At 29.6% G+C, this 17,162-nt stretch carries 16 protein-coding genes; 6 read left to right on the top strand and 10 right to left on the bottom strand.

Going from position 1 to position 17,162, the window contains the following annotated elements:
* Positions 1 to 119: 119 nt before the first annotated feature.
* The 6 genes from KV700_RS06505 to KV700_RS06480 all read right to left on the bottom strand — a co-directional run bounded on the left by KV700_RS06505 (position 120) and on the right by KV700_RS06480 (position 5,969).
* The gene (locus KV700_RS06505; protein WP_218599557.1) at positions 120 to 1,178 is read right to left on the bottom strand and encodes a 1-acyl-sn-glycerol-3-phosphate acyltransferase; all 1,059 of its coding nucleotides are present in this window, start codon (positions 1,176 to 1,178) and stop codon (positions 120 to 122) included.
* A 10-nt stretch (positions 1,179 to 1,188) separates the two neighbouring features.
* On the bottom strand, positions 1,189 to 2,100 hold the full coding sequence (locus KV700_RS06500) for a bile acid:sodium symporter family protein (protein WP_218599556.1): 912 nt from the start codon (positions 2,098 to 2,100) through the stop codon (positions 1,189 to 1,191).
* Positions 2,101 to 2,179: 79 nt separating this feature from the next.
* Positions 2,180 to 2,818 carry a DUF4159 domain-containing protein gene (locus KV700_RS06495; RefSeq protein WP_218599555.1) on the bottom strand — a complete coding sequence of 213 codons (639 nt, stop codon included), beginning with the start codon at positions 2,816 to 2,818 and terminating at the stop codon, positions 2,180 to 2,182.
* An 85-nt stretch (positions 2,819 to 2,903) separates the two neighbouring features.
* Positions 2,904 to 3,614 (bottom strand): 16S rRNA (uracil(1498)-N(3))-methyltransferase, encoded by a 711-nt coding sequence (locus KV700_RS06490; protein ID WP_218599554.1) that lies wholly within the window; start codon positions 3,612 to 3,614, stop codon positions 2,904 to 2,906.
* A gap of 3 nt (positions 3,615 to 3,617) precedes the next feature.
* On the bottom strand, positions 3,618 to 4,811 hold the full coding sequence (locus KV700_RS06485) for a GTP cyclohydrolase (RefSeq protein WP_254712989.1): 1,194 nt from the start codon (positions 4,809 to 4,811) through the stop codon (positions 3,618 to 3,620).
* A 30-nt stretch (positions 4,812 to 4,841) separates the two neighbouring features.
* Positions 4,842 to 5,969 (bottom strand): transporter, encoded by a 1,128-nt coding sequence (locus KV700_RS06480; protein WP_218599553.1) that lies wholly within the window; start codon positions 5,967 to 5,969, stop codon positions 4,842 to 4,844.
* 178 nt (positions 5,970 to 6,147) lie between these two features.
* On the opposite strand from KV700_RS06480, the gene KV700_RS06475 reads away from it, so the two are divergent.
* From KV700_RS06475 to KV700_RS06450, 6 genes are read left to right on the top strand one after another with little or no spacing between them, the layout of a single operon-like run.
* Complete coding sequence (locus KV700_RS06475; RefSeq protein ID WP_165732817.1) at positions 6,148 to 6,414, top strand: DUF4834 family protein; 267 nt, start codon at positions 6,148 to 6,150, stop codon at positions 6,412 to 6,414.
* Between the two features lie 50 nt (positions 6,415 to 6,464).
* Positions 6,465 to 7,367, top strand: coding sequence for an IS1595 family transposase (locus tag KV700_RS06470; RefSeq protein ID WP_165734421.1), 903 nt, complete (start codon positions 6,465 to 6,467; stop codon positions 7,365 to 7,367).
* Positions 7,368 to 7,383: 16 nt separating this feature from the next.
* On the top strand, positions 7,384 to 9,801 hold the full coding sequence (locus KV700_RS06465; RefSeq protein WP_218599552.1) for a YfhO family protein: 2,418 nt from the start codon (positions 7,384 to 7,386) through the stop codon (positions 9,799 to 9,801).
* Positions 9,798 to 10,988, top strand: a complete 1,191-nt coding sequence (locus KV700_RS06460; RefSeq protein ID WP_218599551.1) for a glycosyltransferase family 4 protein — start codon at positions 9,798 to 9,800, stop codon at positions 10,986 to 10,988. Before KV700_RS06465 ends, KV700_RS06460 begins: the two co-directional genes overlap by 4 nt.
* A complete protein-coding gene (locus tag KV700_RS06455) occupies positions 10,985 to 12,250 on the top strand; it encodes a glycosyltransferase family 4 protein (protein WP_218599550.1) in 1,266 nt (421 codons plus the stop codon). The genes KV700_RS06460 and KV700_RS06455 overlap by 4 nt, the downstream gene beginning before the upstream one ends.
* A gap of 1 nt (position 12,251) precedes the next feature.
* The gene (locus KV700_RS06450; protein WP_218599549.1) at positions 12,252 to 13,739 is read left to right on the top strand and encodes a lipopolysaccharide biosynthesis protein; all 1,488 of its coding nucleotides are present in this window, start codon (positions 12,252 to 12,254) and stop codon (positions 13,737 to 13,739) included.
* On the opposite strand, the gene KV700_RS06445 is transcribed toward KV700_RS06450, so the two are convergent.
* The 4 genes from KV700_RS06445 to lepB form a co-directional block, all read right to left on the bottom strand.
* Positions 13,730 to 14,035, bottom strand: coding sequence for a DUF6122 family protein (locus tag KV700_RS06445; RefSeq protein ID WP_218599548.1), 306 nt, complete (start codon positions 14,033 to 14,035; stop codon positions 13,730 to 13,732). The genes KV700_RS06450 and KV700_RS06445 overlap by 10 nt on opposite strands.
* A 131-nt stretch (positions 14,036 to 14,166) precedes the next feature.
* The gene (locus KV700_RS06440) at positions 14,167 to 14,742 is read right to left on the bottom strand and encodes a Crp/Fnr family transcriptional regulator (RefSeq protein WP_218599547.1); all 576 of its coding nucleotides are present in this window, start codon (positions 14,740 to 14,742) and stop codon (positions 14,167 to 14,169) included.
* A gap of 17 nt (positions 14,743 to 14,759) precedes the next feature.
* Positions 14,760 to 15,362, bottom strand: a complete 603-nt coding sequence (locus KV700_RS06435) for a WbqC family protein (protein ID WP_218599546.1) — start codon at positions 15,360 to 15,362, stop codon at positions 14,760 to 14,762.
* 84 nt (positions 15,363 to 15,446) lie between these two features.
* Complete coding sequence (gene lepB / locus KV700_RS06430) at positions 15,447 to 17,144, bottom strand: signal peptidase I (RefSeq protein ID WP_218599545.1); 1,698 nt, start codon at positions 17,142 to 17,144, stop codon at positions 15,447 to 15,449.
* Positions 17,145 to 17,162 lie beyond the last annotated feature (18 nt).

Below are 17,162 nucleotides of genomic sequence, written 5' to 3'. Positions count from 1 at the left end.
TAGTTATTTTTAGAAGCTATTTCCTGCTTTCACTACTCGCTTTTTTTGAGAAAAACAAAAAAGAGCTCAAACAAACCGTTCAATCAGGGCTAGACCTGATTGAACGGTTTGTTTTTTTTCTAAGAACTAGCCTCTGTATTTGTTGGCGCTAATTTGCTGTATAAAAATATAATTAATAAGCTAAAAGAAAAATAGAGTAACGCAATCTTATCACCAAAAAAATAGGATACTATAAACGCTTGTAGTGCATAAAAAACAGGTAAAATAAATAGGTTGTACGTAAATCTAAAAGTATCTATGAAATCGATATCAGGGTTCTTTTTTGCTTGCTTTTTGTAAATTAGATAATGAACCAAACTATTTAAAAGAATTACATAATACAAGAGTTTTAAATAGTTTGTACTACCTTCTTTTTTAGGCGGAAACGTATTTTTTTTAATCATTTCTTGTACCTTTTTTACTTCTGTAAAATCTACTTGAGCATCATTTAGCTTCGTTAAAATAGCATCATAGTTTTCATCTTTTTCTATATGAACAGATAATTCTTTTAACTGATTTACAACTTCGTTTTTTAGAATATTAATAGATTTACTAGGAATATTGTTTGCGTAAATTTCGCTAGCATTAATAGGTGATCCGTAATGCAAAGCCACTTTGCAAGGAAAATGAGATGCATTTTGATACGTAATTCCTACAGGTACTACTTGTATTTGTAAATCTGGGTATTTTTCTATAGCTCCATATACAATTCTAGTAAAACCTTTACTTAAAGGTCTAACGGTTCTGTCTCTACAATCACTACCTTCTGGAAAAATCATTAAAGATTTTCCGCGGTTAAAAATGTTATAACAGGTATTAAAAACTGCCTCGTTTTTTGCCAATTGATCGATGCCGTCTCGCATTCTATAAATGGCAATTAGATTTAGGGAGTTTAGAATCTTTTCTATAATAGGGTTTTTAAAAGCTGCCGCTTTTACTAAAAAATAACTAGCTCTTGGGTTATTTGTGGTCACAATTAGAGGATCTATCAATCCGTTTGGGTGGTTTATTGCAAAAAGTACAGCCCCTTTTTTAGGTACGTTTTTTAAACCAACTACTTTTATTTTTTTAGTGTAAAAAAAAAGTCCGAGTTTAACGTATAAACGCACCAAGCGAAACCATATTTGTGAATTTTCCATATTTTAATAATTATTTTAAAGATGATTTTCTGCCCCAATAAGTTGCTAATGCCATGCCCGAAAAGACATCCCAAACTCCCCAAAAAGCAGCCAGTAAAGCCATTCCACCTAAACCTTCAAAGAAGCCAAAAATAAGTAACAAACCTAAACCGCCGTTTTGTATGCCAGTTTCTATAGCAATTGTTTTACAATCTTTTTTATTCAATTTAAAACTTTTTGAGGTATAAAACCCTAAAATGTAGGCAAAAATATTATGAAAAATAACTAAGAAAAATACATGGTGAATATGGTGTATAAAAACATCTAAATTCTGAGAAAAGGCAATAAAAATTAAAGCAATAAAAACCAACATAGACAATGGTTTTAAAACTTTTTCAATTTTGTGAGCCATTTCCGAATGGTAATGTTTAATAACCATTCCAAGAATTAAAGGGATTCCTAAAATTATAGAAACGACTTTAAATAAATCATACGGATTTAAAGACACCGTTTTTAAAATGATATTGGTTGGTTCATATAAACTTCCCCAAAACTGTAAATTAAGAGGCGTCATAACAATGCAAATTAAGGTTGCAAAAGCAGTTAAACTAACAGATAAAGCAGCGTTTCCTCCAGCCATTTTACTAAAAAAGTTAGAGACATTTCCGCCAGGGCAAGCAGCAATCATTATCATTCCTAATGCAAAACTAGGATGCGGTTTTATAATTAGAATTGCCAAAAAAGTAAAAGCAGGTAACAATATAAATTGCGATAAAACACCTACAAAAACTATTTTAGGATTTTTAAATAGCCTTTTAAAATCTTCTACAGAAATACCCAAAGCGACGCCAAACATAATAATGGCAATGGCTATGTTTAAAACCCATAAACCACTTTCATCAAAGTTTATTTTAATAGCGTCTATATCTATGTTGTTTTGCATTTTTTAAAGTTTCAGGTTTTCTTGATTCTTGTTTCCAAAAAATCTTTTTTCGAAGTTTTTGTCTTTGCCTAAAGTTTACTTAATTCTTAAAAGCAAACTCAATAATGTTCGCCCCCATTTTTAAAGCAGTTTCTCGCACACTTTTTAGGTTGTTGTGTATGATTTCATCTTCCCAACCATCGCTTAAATCTGTTTCATAATCGTAAAAAATAACCAACCTTCCTTCATAAAAGAAACCAAAACCTTGGGCAGGTTTTTTATTGTGTTCATGAATTTTAGGAATCCCATTAGGGAATTTAAAAGTCTGATTAAAAATAGGATGATTATTCGGAATTTCTTTAAATTCTAGACTCGGAAAAACTTTCTTTAATTCTCTTCGTATAAATTTATCTAATCCGTAATTGTCTGAAATATGCAAAAACCCACCAGAAATTAAGTAATTTCTTAAGTTGTTTGCTTCATCATCAGAAAATAGTACATTTCCATGCCCCGTCATAAAAATGATAGGAAAGTTAAAAATATCTTCACTATCAATATTTACTGCTTGTGGATCTTTAGAAATATTGGTACCAATATTTGTGTTTGCAAAGTCTATTAAATTAGGAATTGCTGTTGGGTTAGCGTACCAATCTCCACCTCCATTATATTTTAAAATGGCTACATTCTGTGCGTTTGTAGAAAGTGAGAGTAAAAAGAGAAAAACGAATATTTTTTTCATTAAAGTAAGAGTTCTCGATAAATTTCTATAAAAATAGAATTTACTCGAACTAACATTTAGTTATTAGAAAGCAATATAGTAAAAATTACTGATTGATAAACGAAATGGTATTTACAGCTACCAATGCAGCAGTTTCTGTACGCAATCTACTTTCTCCTAAAGAAATAGGAGTCATGTTTTTTGTTAAACATTTTTTAATTTCATCAATAGAAAAATCACCTTCGGGGCCAATTAAAATGGTGGTTTTTTCTGAAGGCTTTACAACAGATTGTAATAAGTTTTTATCTTTTTGATCTTCGCAGTGTGCAATACAAACGTTACCTTCAAAGTCTTGTTTTATAAAATCATTCAATTTTATGGGTTCATTCAATTTAGGAAGCGTGAATTTTAAAGATTGCTTCATGGCAGACTGAATAATTTTTTCGAAACGTTCTAATTTTACAACTCTACGTTCTGAATTTGAACAAATAATTGGTGTAATTTCATCGATACCAATTTCTGTTGCTTTTTCTAAAAACCATTCAATTCTATCATTTAATTTAGTAGGAGCAATGGCAATATGCAAGTAATAATTCCAAGGTTTTGGTTTTTCTTCAAAACCAATAACTTCTGCCAAACATTTTTTGTCGCTTGCAAGTATAATTTTTACATCAAACAAAAAACCTTTACCGTTTGTAATTTTAAGAATGTCATTTTCTTTTTTACGTAAAACGCGCACAATATGTTTACTCTCAATTTTATCGAATGTAAGTTGCGTTGTTTCTGTAGAAATTTCTGAATTATAAAATAGTTGCATTTTTTAAAATAGTTTCATGGTTTTGTTTTCTCGCAAAGTCGCAAAGGCGCAAAGTTTTTTATTTTTGCCAACTGCCTGCTGAATACTCTTTCTATACGTTCTTCGTCTTTTATGCGTTACAGGATCAAAATTTTCCCATAATTTTTTAATAGCTTCATTGTCTTCTAACTCGGGAGTTCTAATACAATTTTCTATTCCTAGAGGTGCAAAAGTTTTTGTGTATTGATCAAATATTATTGCATGTACCCCTTTATTTTGATAATCTGGATGTACGCCGATTAAGTAAAAAGTAACGTCTTTAGAGTGTTTTCTAGCTTTTAATAAGTGAAACAATCCGAATGGAAATAATTTTCCTTTTGCTTTCTGTAATGCTTCAGAAAAAGAAGGCATTACAATAGCAAAAGCAACGAGTTTATTATTTTCATCAACCACAAATTTTATATATTCGGGGTTGATAAAGCTGATGTATTTCTTCTTAAAAAAAGCAATTTGAGAATCTGAAATAGGTACAAAAGAAGACAGTTTAGAGTAGGATGCACTAAAAACATCAAACATATCATCTACATAAGGCATAATGTCTTTGGTCTTTGTGAAATCTAATGCTTTTAGTTTTAACCTTTTTTTTAAGATTTTACTTATTCTATCAAAATAAACACCATCTACATTTTTAAACTTGAATTTATTTTCTAAATATTCCTTCTCTTTTACAAAACCTAATTGTTCTAAATGATCCTTATAATAAGGATAATTGTACCAGGTTATCATGGTACCAATATGGTCGAAACCTTCTGTTAAAACTCCGGTTTTGTCTAAGTTATTAAAACCTATAGGTCCTTCTATATATTCTAAGTTGTTTTCTAATCCTATTTCTTTTACTTTTTCTAATAGAACTTTACTTACTTCAATATCATCAATAACATCAAACCAACCAAAGCGCATTTTTTTAATTTGTTGTTTTTCAACCTCAAACCAATTGATTATAGCAATAACTCTTCCTACAATTTTACCATCTCTTAAGGCAACAAAAAACTGAGCATCTGCATTTTCAAAAACAGGGTTTTTTGCTGGATCAAAATTGTCTATTTCATCTTTAATAATAGGAGGAACCCAATACTTATGGTCTTTATATAACGAAAAAGGAAATGTTACAAATTGTTTCATTTCCTTTTTGGTGGTCATTTTTTTAATTGTAATCATATTACAAAAATAGTATTTCTAATTGTTATTTTAATCTTCTTCAACTTCTTTCTCGAGCTCTTTAATTTCTCTTTCTAGTTTTTCTATATCCGTTTCTTTTTTTGCCTTTTTCTTCCCAAACAGACCTAAAAATCCCCCTTTTTTCTCTTTTGTAGAAGTTCTTGTTCTGCTTCTTTTTCTAACAGCTTTCTTCTTGTCTTTTTTCTTAAACATTCTAGAGAAAAAACCGTTTTGTTTTTTATTGTACCTGCTAATTGGCGTGTCTTTAATTACTTTACCGCTATCGTCTAAATCTGTATAAGAATCAGAATGACTATCTATTCTATATGAAATACCTACACTACCATAAACGCCTTTAGATTTTCCTTCTTTTAGAAATCTAGCTGAGGTGTTAATTTGAAAATCTTCATTAATAAGATACGCTAATCCTGCACCTAAATTTAAATTATTTTGCTCATTTTTAAAAATTGCTTGGTGTTCTATAAAACCAGACCAATTGTAATTTAAGTTCTGTGTAGCGGTAATAATGTATGAAAGTTCAAAGAAATCGGTTCCTATTTTATCGTAATATCCATTGTAAACAATATTAAATCGATCTGTAATGTTTTGTTGTAATAAAATTCCTAATTTAGGAGAAACGCTTCCTGTTTTATAAATGTCATTTACTTCATCTGTATTTACCCCTAAATACAAAGCAACTGAAGGAATTAATCGTTTCTTATCAAAAGCATGTCGCCTTCTCCAACTTCTTACTTCTTTTGTTTTATCTGTATATTCTGGTTGAAATAACAAATATTTTGCACCGATTGTAAATTTACTCAATCCAGAAGTTGAATACTGTGATGTAAAAATGTTATTAAACGTAACTTCGTCTTTTTGGTAGGTTAACTGCGCATTTAATTCTAATTTTTCAAGAAAAAAACTTGTTCTAAAAAGTAAATCTGCTCCAAAAGATTCTGGTATAGAAAAAGTAGGCTCTATATTCGTCTTTTTGTAGAAAAAACTAGTTTCAAATTGATATACGCCTGTACCAACACTATAAGGACTCTCTGAAAAACCAGGATTATTAGAGTTTATTACATCTGTGTATTGTGCTTGTGTAGAGTAGGTTATGGATACGGTGAGCGTAATAAAAAATTTCAGGAAAAGGTTTTTCATAAATTAGGATAATATATTATTGGCAGTATCTACTTATTACACAAACATAGTATAAAAATGCTATTTTATAAAAGCAAACGATACTTTTTTGAGTTTATGAAAGTTTTATAGTTTGTAAACGCTCCAATTGTATTCAAATTGTTATTTTTGATTGATTTTTTTATAAATAAATATTTGAATGGGATTATTAAGAACCATAGCTATTATTGTTTTTTGCTATTATGCTTTTAAGTTTTTAGCAAAGTTATTCGCACCTTTTTTAATTAAAAAAGCTGCTGAAACAATTAAAAAGAAAGCAGAACAGCAATACGGTGGCGGACAACAACAAGAACCGCAAAAAAATACTGTGCCAGAAGGGAAAACAGTAATTGATAAAACTCCAGGGAATCAACAGCAAAGTAAAAACTCTGTTGGTGAATATGTGGATTTTGAGGAAATAGATTAATTGAGTTAGTCATTTAGTTTCCGTATCTTATAGCTTTAAAACATTGATATATGGATAATTTTGAAGGTCAAGATATACTAAACTTTATAAAAGAACTACCAAATGATGAAGCCTGTAAAGCTTATTTATCAAAAATAAAATGGCAGGATGGTTTTAAATGTAGTAAATGTGGACATACAAAAGGTTGTGAAAAAGCTGGATATAATTATCACTGTTATGCTTGCCATCATGTAGAAAGTGCTACTGCAAATACACTTTTTCATAAAGTTAAATTTGGATTGCAAAAAGCGTTTTGTGTTGCTTTTGAAATGAGCACAAATAGTAAAAGTACTTCAAGTATTCAAATGGGTAAACGCTTTAGTATTCGTCAAGGAACTGCATGGTATTTTATGCAAAAAGTTCGTAAAGCAATGAAAAGTAGTCAAAAATATCCTCTAGAAACCTTAATTCATGTTGATGAGTTTACTGTTGGAGGAAAAGAAGAAGGAAAACAAGGTAGGAGTTACGATACAAAAAAGAAAAAAGCCGTAATTGCAGTAGAATTAACAGATAACAATAAGGTGAAAAGAGTTTACATTAAATCTATAAACGACTATTCTGCAAAATCATTAACACCAATTTTTGAAGAACACATAAGTAAATCTGCTAAAATAATAACAGATAAATGGAGAGGATATGAACCTTTGAAAGAAGTTTATAACATTGAGCAAATCTATAGTAATAATGGTGCTAACTTTAAACAATTACATGTCATGATTATGCAAGTTAAGTCTTGGCTTAGAGCAATACCAACTCATGTAAGTAAATGGCATATTCAAGCTTATTTTGATGAATTTTGTTTTAGAATTAATAGATCTCAATTTCAGAAAAGTATATTTCATAAAACAATTGAAAGAATGGTAGTTGCCAAACCAGTTTATCAAAATCAAATAAAACAGAAGCTAAACGTATAACTCAATAGATTAATTTATGAAGTTTACTAAAATTTTACCTTATTTAGGTGCTATTGCAATTTTTGCTTTGGCATCCATTATCTATTTTCATCCTGTTTTAAAAGGAGAGAAACTAAATCAGTCAGATATTACTCAGTTTACCGGAATGGTAAAAGAGATTAATGATTTTAGAGCAGATAAAAACACAGAACCTTATTGGACAGGCGCTTCTTTTAGTGGAATGCCGGCGTATCAAGTAAGTGCTTATTATCCGAATGATTTTGTAAGAGGATTAGACAGAACTTTACGTTTTTTACCAAGACCTGCAGATTATACTTTCTTATATTTTTTAAGCTTTTTTGTGTTAATGATGGCTTTGAAAGTAAATTGGAGATTGGCTGTTTTTGGATCTCTTGCCTTTGGTTTTTCAACCTATTTAATAATTATTTTTGGAGCAGGACATAATGCAAAAGCTCATGCAATTGCTTATATGCCGTTGATTTTGGCGGGATTGTTATGGATTTTTCAGAAGCGATATATACTTGGTTTTATGGTGACTGGAGTTGCAATGGCTTTAGAAATTTATACCAACCATCCTCAGATGACCTATTATTTAGGTTTTGCACTAATCATATTAGGTATTGTAGAATTTATTCATGCAATTAAAGAAAAAATTATTCCTACTTTTATAAAACAAGTTGCCATAATTTTTGCTGCAGTTTTATTAGGTATTGGTGCAAATGCACCTCGTTTAATGGCTATGAAAGAATATGCAGATCATAGTACCAGAGGGAAATCTGAATTGACCATTACGCCAGATGGAAGTAAAAAAGAAGTTACAAAAGGTTTAGATAAAGCCTATATTACAGAATATAGTTACGCAAAATTAGAAACTTTTAATTTATTCATTCCTCGTTATATGGGCGGAGGAACCATAGAAAAATTAGGTGAAGGTTCTAATTTTTATCAACTTTTAGAAGAAAAAGCAGGTAGAAATGCTGCTAAAGAATACTCGGAACAAGCACTTACGTATTGGGGAGATCAAAATATTGTTGAAGCACCCGCTTATATTGGTGCTGTAATTTTCTTTCTATTTTTCTTAGGGATATTTTTAGTAAAAGGACGCTTGAAACAATGGTTAGTTACTGCAACCGTTTTTTCAATTTTAATGAGTTGGGGAAGAAATTTTGATGTTTTAACCAATTTCTTTATTGACTATTTTCCGTTGTACAATAAATTTAGAGCAGTATCCTCGATACAAATAATTGCAGAATTATGCGTGCCTATTTTAGGAATATTAGCATTAAAAGAATTCTTTTCGTCTAAGATTTCTTCGGATGAAAAACTAGACGGATTAAAAAAAGCAGTCTATGCTTTTGGAGGATTAATTATTGTTGGTTTTTTATTAGCACACGGGTTTTCTACTTTTGAAGGAATACGAGATGCACAATATAAACAGTTACCTGGTTTAGCAGATGCTATTATTTCTGATAGAAAATCGATGTTATTTACAGATACATTGCGTTCTTTATTTTTAATGATACTTTCTGCAGGTATTTTATGGATGTTGTTAAAGGATAAATTAAAACAAGGTGTTGCTATTTTAGCATTAACTGTCTTTTTGTTATTCGATTTAATTTCTGTTGATAAAAAATATGTCAATGAAGATGATTTTAAATCTGCAAGAAAAATTGATAAACCATTTATAGCTTCAACAGCAGATAAAATTATTTTACAAGATAAAAGTCATTATAGAGTTGGTAACTTTACGGTAAACCCAATGAATGATGGAAGTACATCTTATTTTCATCAATCTATTGGTGGGTATCACGCAGCGAAGTTAGGTCGCTATCAAGAGTTATTCGATTTTCAAATTGCCAAAAATAACATGCAAGTTTTAAACATGTTAAATACCAAATATTTTATTATTGGTAATGATAAAGGAGAGAAGCAATCGCAATTAAACCCAGATGCTAACGGAAATGCTTGGTTTGTAGAACGTGTAAAAATTGTAGATTCTGCAAATAAAGAAATGCTTGCATTAGATTCTTTAAACACAAAAAATACTGCTGTTTATAAGAAAGATGTTGCTAGTGGAAATCAAATTACTTTTCCTAAAGAAATTGATAGTACTGCCAAAATAGAGCTTTTAAATTACGATGTAACAACGTTAACATATCAAGCTAAAACATTGAAAGATCAGTTTGCTGTTTTCTCTGAAATATATTATAAAGATGGTTGGAATGCTTATGTTGATGGAAAATTAACGCCTCATGTTCGTGTAAATTATGTGTTACGTGGAATGACAATTCCTGCCGGAGAACATACGATTGAATTTAAGTTTGAGCCAAAAGTAATTCAGCAAGGAAAAATTATTTCATTAGCTTCTTATGCGTTGTTAATTTTGATAACAGCGGGTTGGTTTTTTTATGAAAAGAAGAAAGAAAAACAATGAAAATAGGGATGATTTTAGATGCTCCTTTTCCGCCTGATCCAAGGGTAGAAAACGAAGCCGTTTCTTTAGTAAAAGCAGGTCATGATGTTTTTCTGTTCTGTTTAAAATATGGAAATGAAAAATCGTCTGAAGTTATAAATGGAATTCAGGTTAAAAGATTTGTTTCAAATCAACTAGAATATAAATTATCCGCTTTAGCGTATACCGTCCCTTTTTATGGTGTTTTGATGAAAAAAAAGATTCATCAATTTATAGAAGAAACTAAAATTGATGCGTTACATATACATGACATTAGAATTGCAGAAGCTGTTTTTAATGCAAACAAATCTTTCAATGTACCTGTAGTTTTAGACTTGCATGACAACATGCCAGAAGTGATGAAATTGTATCCGCACTTGCAGAAATTTCCAGGAAAGTATATTATTTCACCAGCAAAATGGAAAAAGAAAGAAAAGGAATTTATTGAAAAAGCAGATAAAGTAATTTCGGTTTCTCCTGAATTTTTAGATAATTTGGTAGAAAGAATTCCATCTGTAAAAGAAAAGTTAGTTTTAGTGCCTAATACCATTAGAGAGTCATTTTACAAAGATTATAAAATTGATAAAACGATTTTAGAGAGATATAAAGACAATTTTGTACTCTTGTATTTAGGAGACACCCATTTAAGAAGAGGCTTGCAAACTGCCATTGAATCTCTAACTTCTTTAAAAGAAACCATCCCAAATATTAAGTTGGTTATTGTAGGAAAGAATACGACAGATGTTGTTTTAAAACAACAGGTAGCCGACTTAAAATTAGAAAAATTTGTAGATTTTGAAGGTTGGCAAAATGTTTCTTTATTTCAATCTTATATTTTGTCTAGTGCTATTTGTATTTCGCCTTTGCATAGAAACTTACAACACGATGTTGCGTATGCAAATAAGATTTTTCAATATATGAGTTTAGCCAAACCACTTTTAGTGAGTGATGCTACGGCTCAAAAAAGAGTTGTAGAGAACAATAAAACAGGTTTAATTCATAAAGACAGAGATGTTAAAGATTTTTCTGATAAAATTATAACGCTCTATAAGGATGAGGAATTAAGAAATGAGTTAGGACAAAACGGAAAAGAGTTTATAGAAAATGAATTCTCTTGGGAGCAGACTTCTAAAAAACTGCTACATTTATACGATAATCTACCATCTTGAAAGTATTAATAATTACATATTATTGGCCGCCTGCAGGAGGTTCTGGCGTTCAGCGTTGGTTAAAATTTGTAAAATATTTACAAGAATTTGGCATTGAACCTGTTGTGTATACGGTTGATAATGTAAAGTATCCGAAGGAAGATAGCACCTTAATTAATGAAGTCCCTAATGATATAGTAGTTTTAAAACAACCTATTTGGGAACCTACAGATGTTCTTTTTTGGAAAAAGAATAGACCTCAGAAAAGTGGGATTTCCAATGCAAGTAATGGAGGGATTTTATCATTTATAAGAGGGAATTTTTTTATTCCAGATCCTAAAGTATTTTGGGTAAATTCTTCTGTAAAATATCTTCAAAAGTATTTAGATTCCAATAATATTCATACAATTATTTCTACTGGTCCGCCGCATAGTATGCATTTAATTGCTCAGAAATTACATCAAAAAAACAACATAAAATGGCTTGCAGATTTTAGAGATCCTTGGACAGATTTGTACTATAATAAAGATTTTAAGCAATTGTCTTTTGCGAAAAATCGAAATAAAAAATTAGAAGAGAAAGTTTTAAAAAATGCAGATTGTGTATTAACGGTTAGTAATGCTCTAAAAACCGAATTTGCTAAAAAAGCGAGTAGAGTAGAAGTGATTACTAATGGTTTTGATGATGAAGTTTTAACCAATAGCACAGGTGTTTTAGATACGGATTTTTCTGTTTCCTACATCGGTTTGTTGCCAAAACAAAGCAATCCTAAGGTGTTGTTTAAAGTTTTAAAAGATCTTTGCTTGCAAAGTGCTGATTTTAAGAATGATTTAAAATTGAATTTTATTGGTGATATTTCTGATGAAGTTAGAGACGAAATTTCTAAAAATAACTTAACAGAGAACTCCAATTTTATTGGATATGTTGCGCATGATAAAGCAATAGCATATCAGCAGAATGCTCAGGTTTTGTTGTTGTTAATTCCGAATGTAGAAAAGTCAGAAGGAATTTTAACAGGAAAACTATTTGAGTATCTAACTGCCAAAAGACCTATTTTAGCAATTGGACCAGAAGATGGAGATTTATCAGAAATAGTAAAAGAAACAAATGCAGGTGTTGTAATTGACTTTAATAATGAAGAAAAAATGTCTTTAGAAATATTAAAATTATATCGTCAATATAAAAAAGGAAGTTTACATGTGAACTCTAAAAATATTGAGAAATTTCACAGAAAAGCTTTGACGAAAGAGTTGGCTTTGATTCTTAAAAGTTTACATTCGTAATATGGGAGTTGTATTTAAACAGTCTTTAAAAAACACACTTTTTATTTATCTTGGTTTTGCCTTTGGCGGAATTAATACCTTGTTTTTATATACTCGTTTTTTAGAAGATGAGTACTATGGTTTGGTGACTTTTCTGTTATCTACTTCTAATTTATTAATGCCGCTAATTGCATTAGGAATTCACCACACCATTGTAAAGTTTTTTTCTAGCTATTTTACAAAAGAAGAGAAAGATAGTTTCTTGTCATCTGTACTTTTTTTACCACTATTCATTGCAATTCCAATCGCTTATTTTGGCAACCTATTTTATCAAGAAATAGGAGATTATTTATCCGTAGAAAATCCTATTATAAAAGATTATACGGTTGTTATTTATCTAGTAGCTGTTGCTTGTTCTTATTTCGAGATTTTTTATTCTTGGGCTAAAGTTCAGTTTCAGTCTGTATTTGGTAATATTTTAAAAGAGCTGTATAACCGTGTAATGGTAATGATTTTGTTATTTGCAGTTTACTTTGAGTTGATAACAAAGCAGGAATTTATTTATTATTTAACCGGTGCTTATTTTCTAAGAATGTTTATAATGATGTTTTATGCATTAAAATTATATACGCCAAAATTCACCTTTTCTAGACCAGATAACTTTAAGGAAGTAATTCGTTATTCTGGCTATATTATTTTGGCAGGAAGTGCAGGAGCCATCATTTTAGATATTGATAAATTTATGATACCTGGTAAAGAATCTTTGGTTATTGCAGCTTATTATTCAGTAGCCGTTTTTATAGGTTCTTTTATAGAAGCACCAAGTAGAGCAATGTTAAACATTTTACAACCTTTAACATCTAAAACATTAAATGAAGAAAATCATAAGGAAGTAGCTTCCTTATATAAAAAGAGTTCTATTAACCTATTATTAATTAGTGGCCTTTTCTTTGTCTTGATAAATGCAAACGTTGGTCAATTATTTAACTTACTTCCTAAAGAATATGGTGGTGGTGCATTGGTGGTTCTTATGATTTCTGTACTGAAGCTATATAATGGTTTCTTAGGGAATAATGGAGCAATCATAAACAATTCTAAGTTTTACAAGATTACATTACCCATTAGTATTTCTATGGCGTTATCGGTTTACCTTTTAAATAAACTTTTTTATTATGAATTAGATATGGGAACAGATGGATTAGCATTGGCAACTTTAATCGTTATCTTTTTAGCAAATACGTTTAAACTGTTTTTTGTAAAACGTAAGTTTTCTATGACACCTTTTACAGACAAGTCGTTAAAAATGATTGTAATAATTACTGTTCTTTATCTTGCTTTTATTTTTTGGGATTTTACAATAAGTGATATTTATTTATGGAAGTTTCCTGTTCATCCTATTATAAATATTGCTTTAAAAAGCATTTTAATAACGGTAGTGTATATCGTTATAGTGCTTAAACTTAATATTTCTAATGAGTTTGATTTACTTTTAAAAAAATATTATAAATAGCAATCTATATAATCTGTAAGCATGTGAAATAACAATGCAATACAGAGTGTTCTGGTTTTTTTTAAAAACAAACCTACTGTATAAAAGCCTATAGCTATGTAAGAATGCAAGGGGTGAAAGTTAATGCTACATCTATTCTCTTTAAAAATTGGAGTGGCTAATAAATGATCTAAATCTACTAACATAGAACATAAAAAGATGAAGTAAACCTTTTTCCAATTATCTTTAAAAAATAAATAGGCTATAAGAGCAGGTATTATAAAATGTAGGGTATAATGTATTATAAATTTTGACATAAAAAAAGGTTTACTCTTTTTACAAAATAAACCTTTATTTTAGGGGTAGTAATTCTTGGGGGTTTTTAGAATTCTTACACTGCTAATTTAGATATAATTTGTTTATTTATTCTTTACCTATGTTAATAGAATTATTTTGAATATATTTTTTTTCTAATTCTACTTAATTGCACAGCAGAAATATTTAAATATGATGCTATGTGGTACTGTGGTATAATATTTTCTATATTAGGTATTTCTTTTTTTAGCTCTTTATACCTTTCTGTTGCATCTAAAACGGATAAATTATATATCTTTTTTTCGAATAATAAAAAAATACTTTCCAAAGCATTTGCATACATAACTGCAATGTCATTATCAACTAAAGCGAGTTCTTTTAATTTTTTATAATTTATAACATATAATTCACAATCAGTTAAACATTGGTAGGTTAACAAAGAGTTTTTATTAGAAACTAAAGCTCCAAATGAACCTGTAGAACTAAAAGGTACAAATAGACTTCTTATGTATTCTTTTCCATTTTCATCTTCATAATAAGATCTAACAATTCCTTTTTTTAAAATATATAAATCGGTGGGTTTATCTCCAGTTTTAGTTAAAGTATCTTTATTATTAAATTCTTTTAATTCTGTTAATTCTAAAAATTTTTGATACGATTTAGGAGGTAATTTATGGAAATTATTAATAAAAAAGGACAAAATATTCATTAAAGAAGAGTTTTTATTTATAAATAACTAATTGCATTTGGTCCTTCCATAAAGATTAAGTCTAAAATTGATAAATTAGGAATAAATCCATGCTTGTCATCAAACATCTGTATGTAAGATTCTGTTGTTTTTTTTGGTTTATTTTTAGCATTTACCAGTTCTCTAAAATCAGGTTCTGTAGTTTCTACAAGGTATTCTTGAGTTTTAGAGTATTGCTGAGAAATTTGTAATGCATCAGTAATAAACAGATGTGTATCTATATTTACGTCTTGTAAAAATGTATATTTTTTCTGGAATATTTTAATCAAATCATCTTCGTAAAACTCGTAAAAAGGAGAGGTTCTATAAGCTGTTTGTAACGATTTTAAATGATGATCTTGCCAAATAGCGTCATTGTCTACCAATAAATCTTTTGTTTTTTTACGTTGAGAAGTACCTTTATTTTTATCTTTAACAGGAATGTTTAATAACTGTTTTCCATTAGAATTATAAACGTAGCATCTGTTTCTATAGCTTTGTTTCTGAAAATTATCTTCCATTTCAAAAATAACAGCATCAGATTTTACAATCTCAGTATATTGAGAAATTGGGCCAAAATAAGTGGGTATAAATAGTGACATTTTTAATGTTTTTTATCTCTGCTTTAGTAGTGATTTCTAACTTGTTATTTCTAAAAACTAGAAACCGCTACTTAAAACTGAATACTATTTTGTAGCTTTCTTTCCTTTATAAAAACTATATCCAATATATAGCGCTATTAATCCAAAAACAATATATCTATAAGAAACAGGTTCTCCATCGCCACCAACAGTTGTAAACATTCTGTCCCAACGAATAGATTTTATCTTTGCTCCCATAGTAGGTGCGTTTGCATCCCAACTAAACCATATCATTACGGGTTTACCAAGTACATGATCAAAAGGAGTGTAGCCATAATAGCGTGCGTCTAAAGAGTTGTGTCTGTTATCTCCCATCATCCAATAATAATCTTGCTTAAAGGTATAAGAATCTGCTTTTTCACCATTAATAAAAATATTGTCACCAACAATTTGTAAATCGTTGTTTTCGTAATTTTTAATAATTTGCTCGTAATATGGTAATGATTTTGCATTAATCTTTACAGTTGCTCCAGCTTTAGGAATATAAATTGGGCCCATATTATCTTGGCTCCATTGATTTTCTTTTATATGAGGAAAAATACCAACATCAGTTCTATAATTTACTTTTTTTAGAGATACTGTAGAAGGAAGTTTTTTTAGTTGGGTAAACTCTTCTTCAGTTAAATTAATATTTATTTTGTTAGCCACATTGGTCATTTTTAAGCGGCTAGCTAACCCTTGAGAAATACGTCCTGCAACTTCTGTATATAAAGAGTCTGAATCTATTTTAGATAGGTCTGCACTTTTTTCAAAAGCTTCCTGAATCTTAGGGTTGTTCCAATATTCATTTAAAATCTTATATACATTCGTTCTATCTTTATTGATTAAAAACTTTGGAAAGTTATTTATATCAATTGTAGATTTTGCTTCGTAAGTATAGTAAAATTGAATTTTTGCTCTGTATGGTAATTTATTTTTTTGTCCGTTAATATATACGTAACCATCTTTAATTTCTAAAGAATCTCCAGCAATACCAACACTACGCTTTACATAATTGGTTTTTTTATCTACTGGTTTGTATGTAAATTTACCAGAATGATCTCCCCACATGGTTGCTAAAGTATCTGCAGGCCAATTGAAACAAACAATATCGTTGTTTTTAATTTGCTGTAAACCAGGTAAACGTGTATATGGTAATTGTGGACTTTTTAAGTAAGAAGCAATTCCTGTAAATGGTATAGAATCATGTACCATTGGTGCAGCGATTACTGTAGATGGAACTCTAGCTCCATAATGAAACTTACTTACAAAAAGATAATCTCCTACCAATAAAGACTTTTCTAAAGAAGAAGTTGGTATGGTAAAAGGTTGCATAAAATAAGTGTGTACCAAAGTTGCCGCAATAATTGCAAAAGCAATAGAACTAACCCATTCACCTAGTTCAGAACGTGGTTTTAAGCTTCTTTCTGCATTGTACTTTGCTTCTGTAGCATAATTGATGTAAAAAATATACAGACCTAAAGTAACAATAACTAATAACGAATCTAATTTTTTATAGAAACCAAAAGTTCTAATAGTTTCAATCCAAATAACAGGAAACATTAATAGGTTTACAATTGGTATAAATAATAAGATTATCCACCATTTTGGTCTATTTATAATTGGCATTAAAATAATTCCGTTGTAGACAGGCACTGCAGCTTCCCATGCTTTTCTACCCGCTTTAACATATAATTTCCAAGTACCTAAAAAATGAATTACTTGTATTGCTAAAAAAAAGATAAACCACTCTATATAAGTCATAATAGTACTATTTATTGT

Origin of the sequence: Polaribacter sp. NJDZ03, from assembly GCF_019263805.1 — a bacterium.
Lineage (GTDB): Bacteria > Bacteroidota > Bacteroidia > Flavobacteriales > Flavobacteriaceae > Polaribacter.
This window is presented reverse-complemented; position numbering and strand designations above follow the sequence as displayed.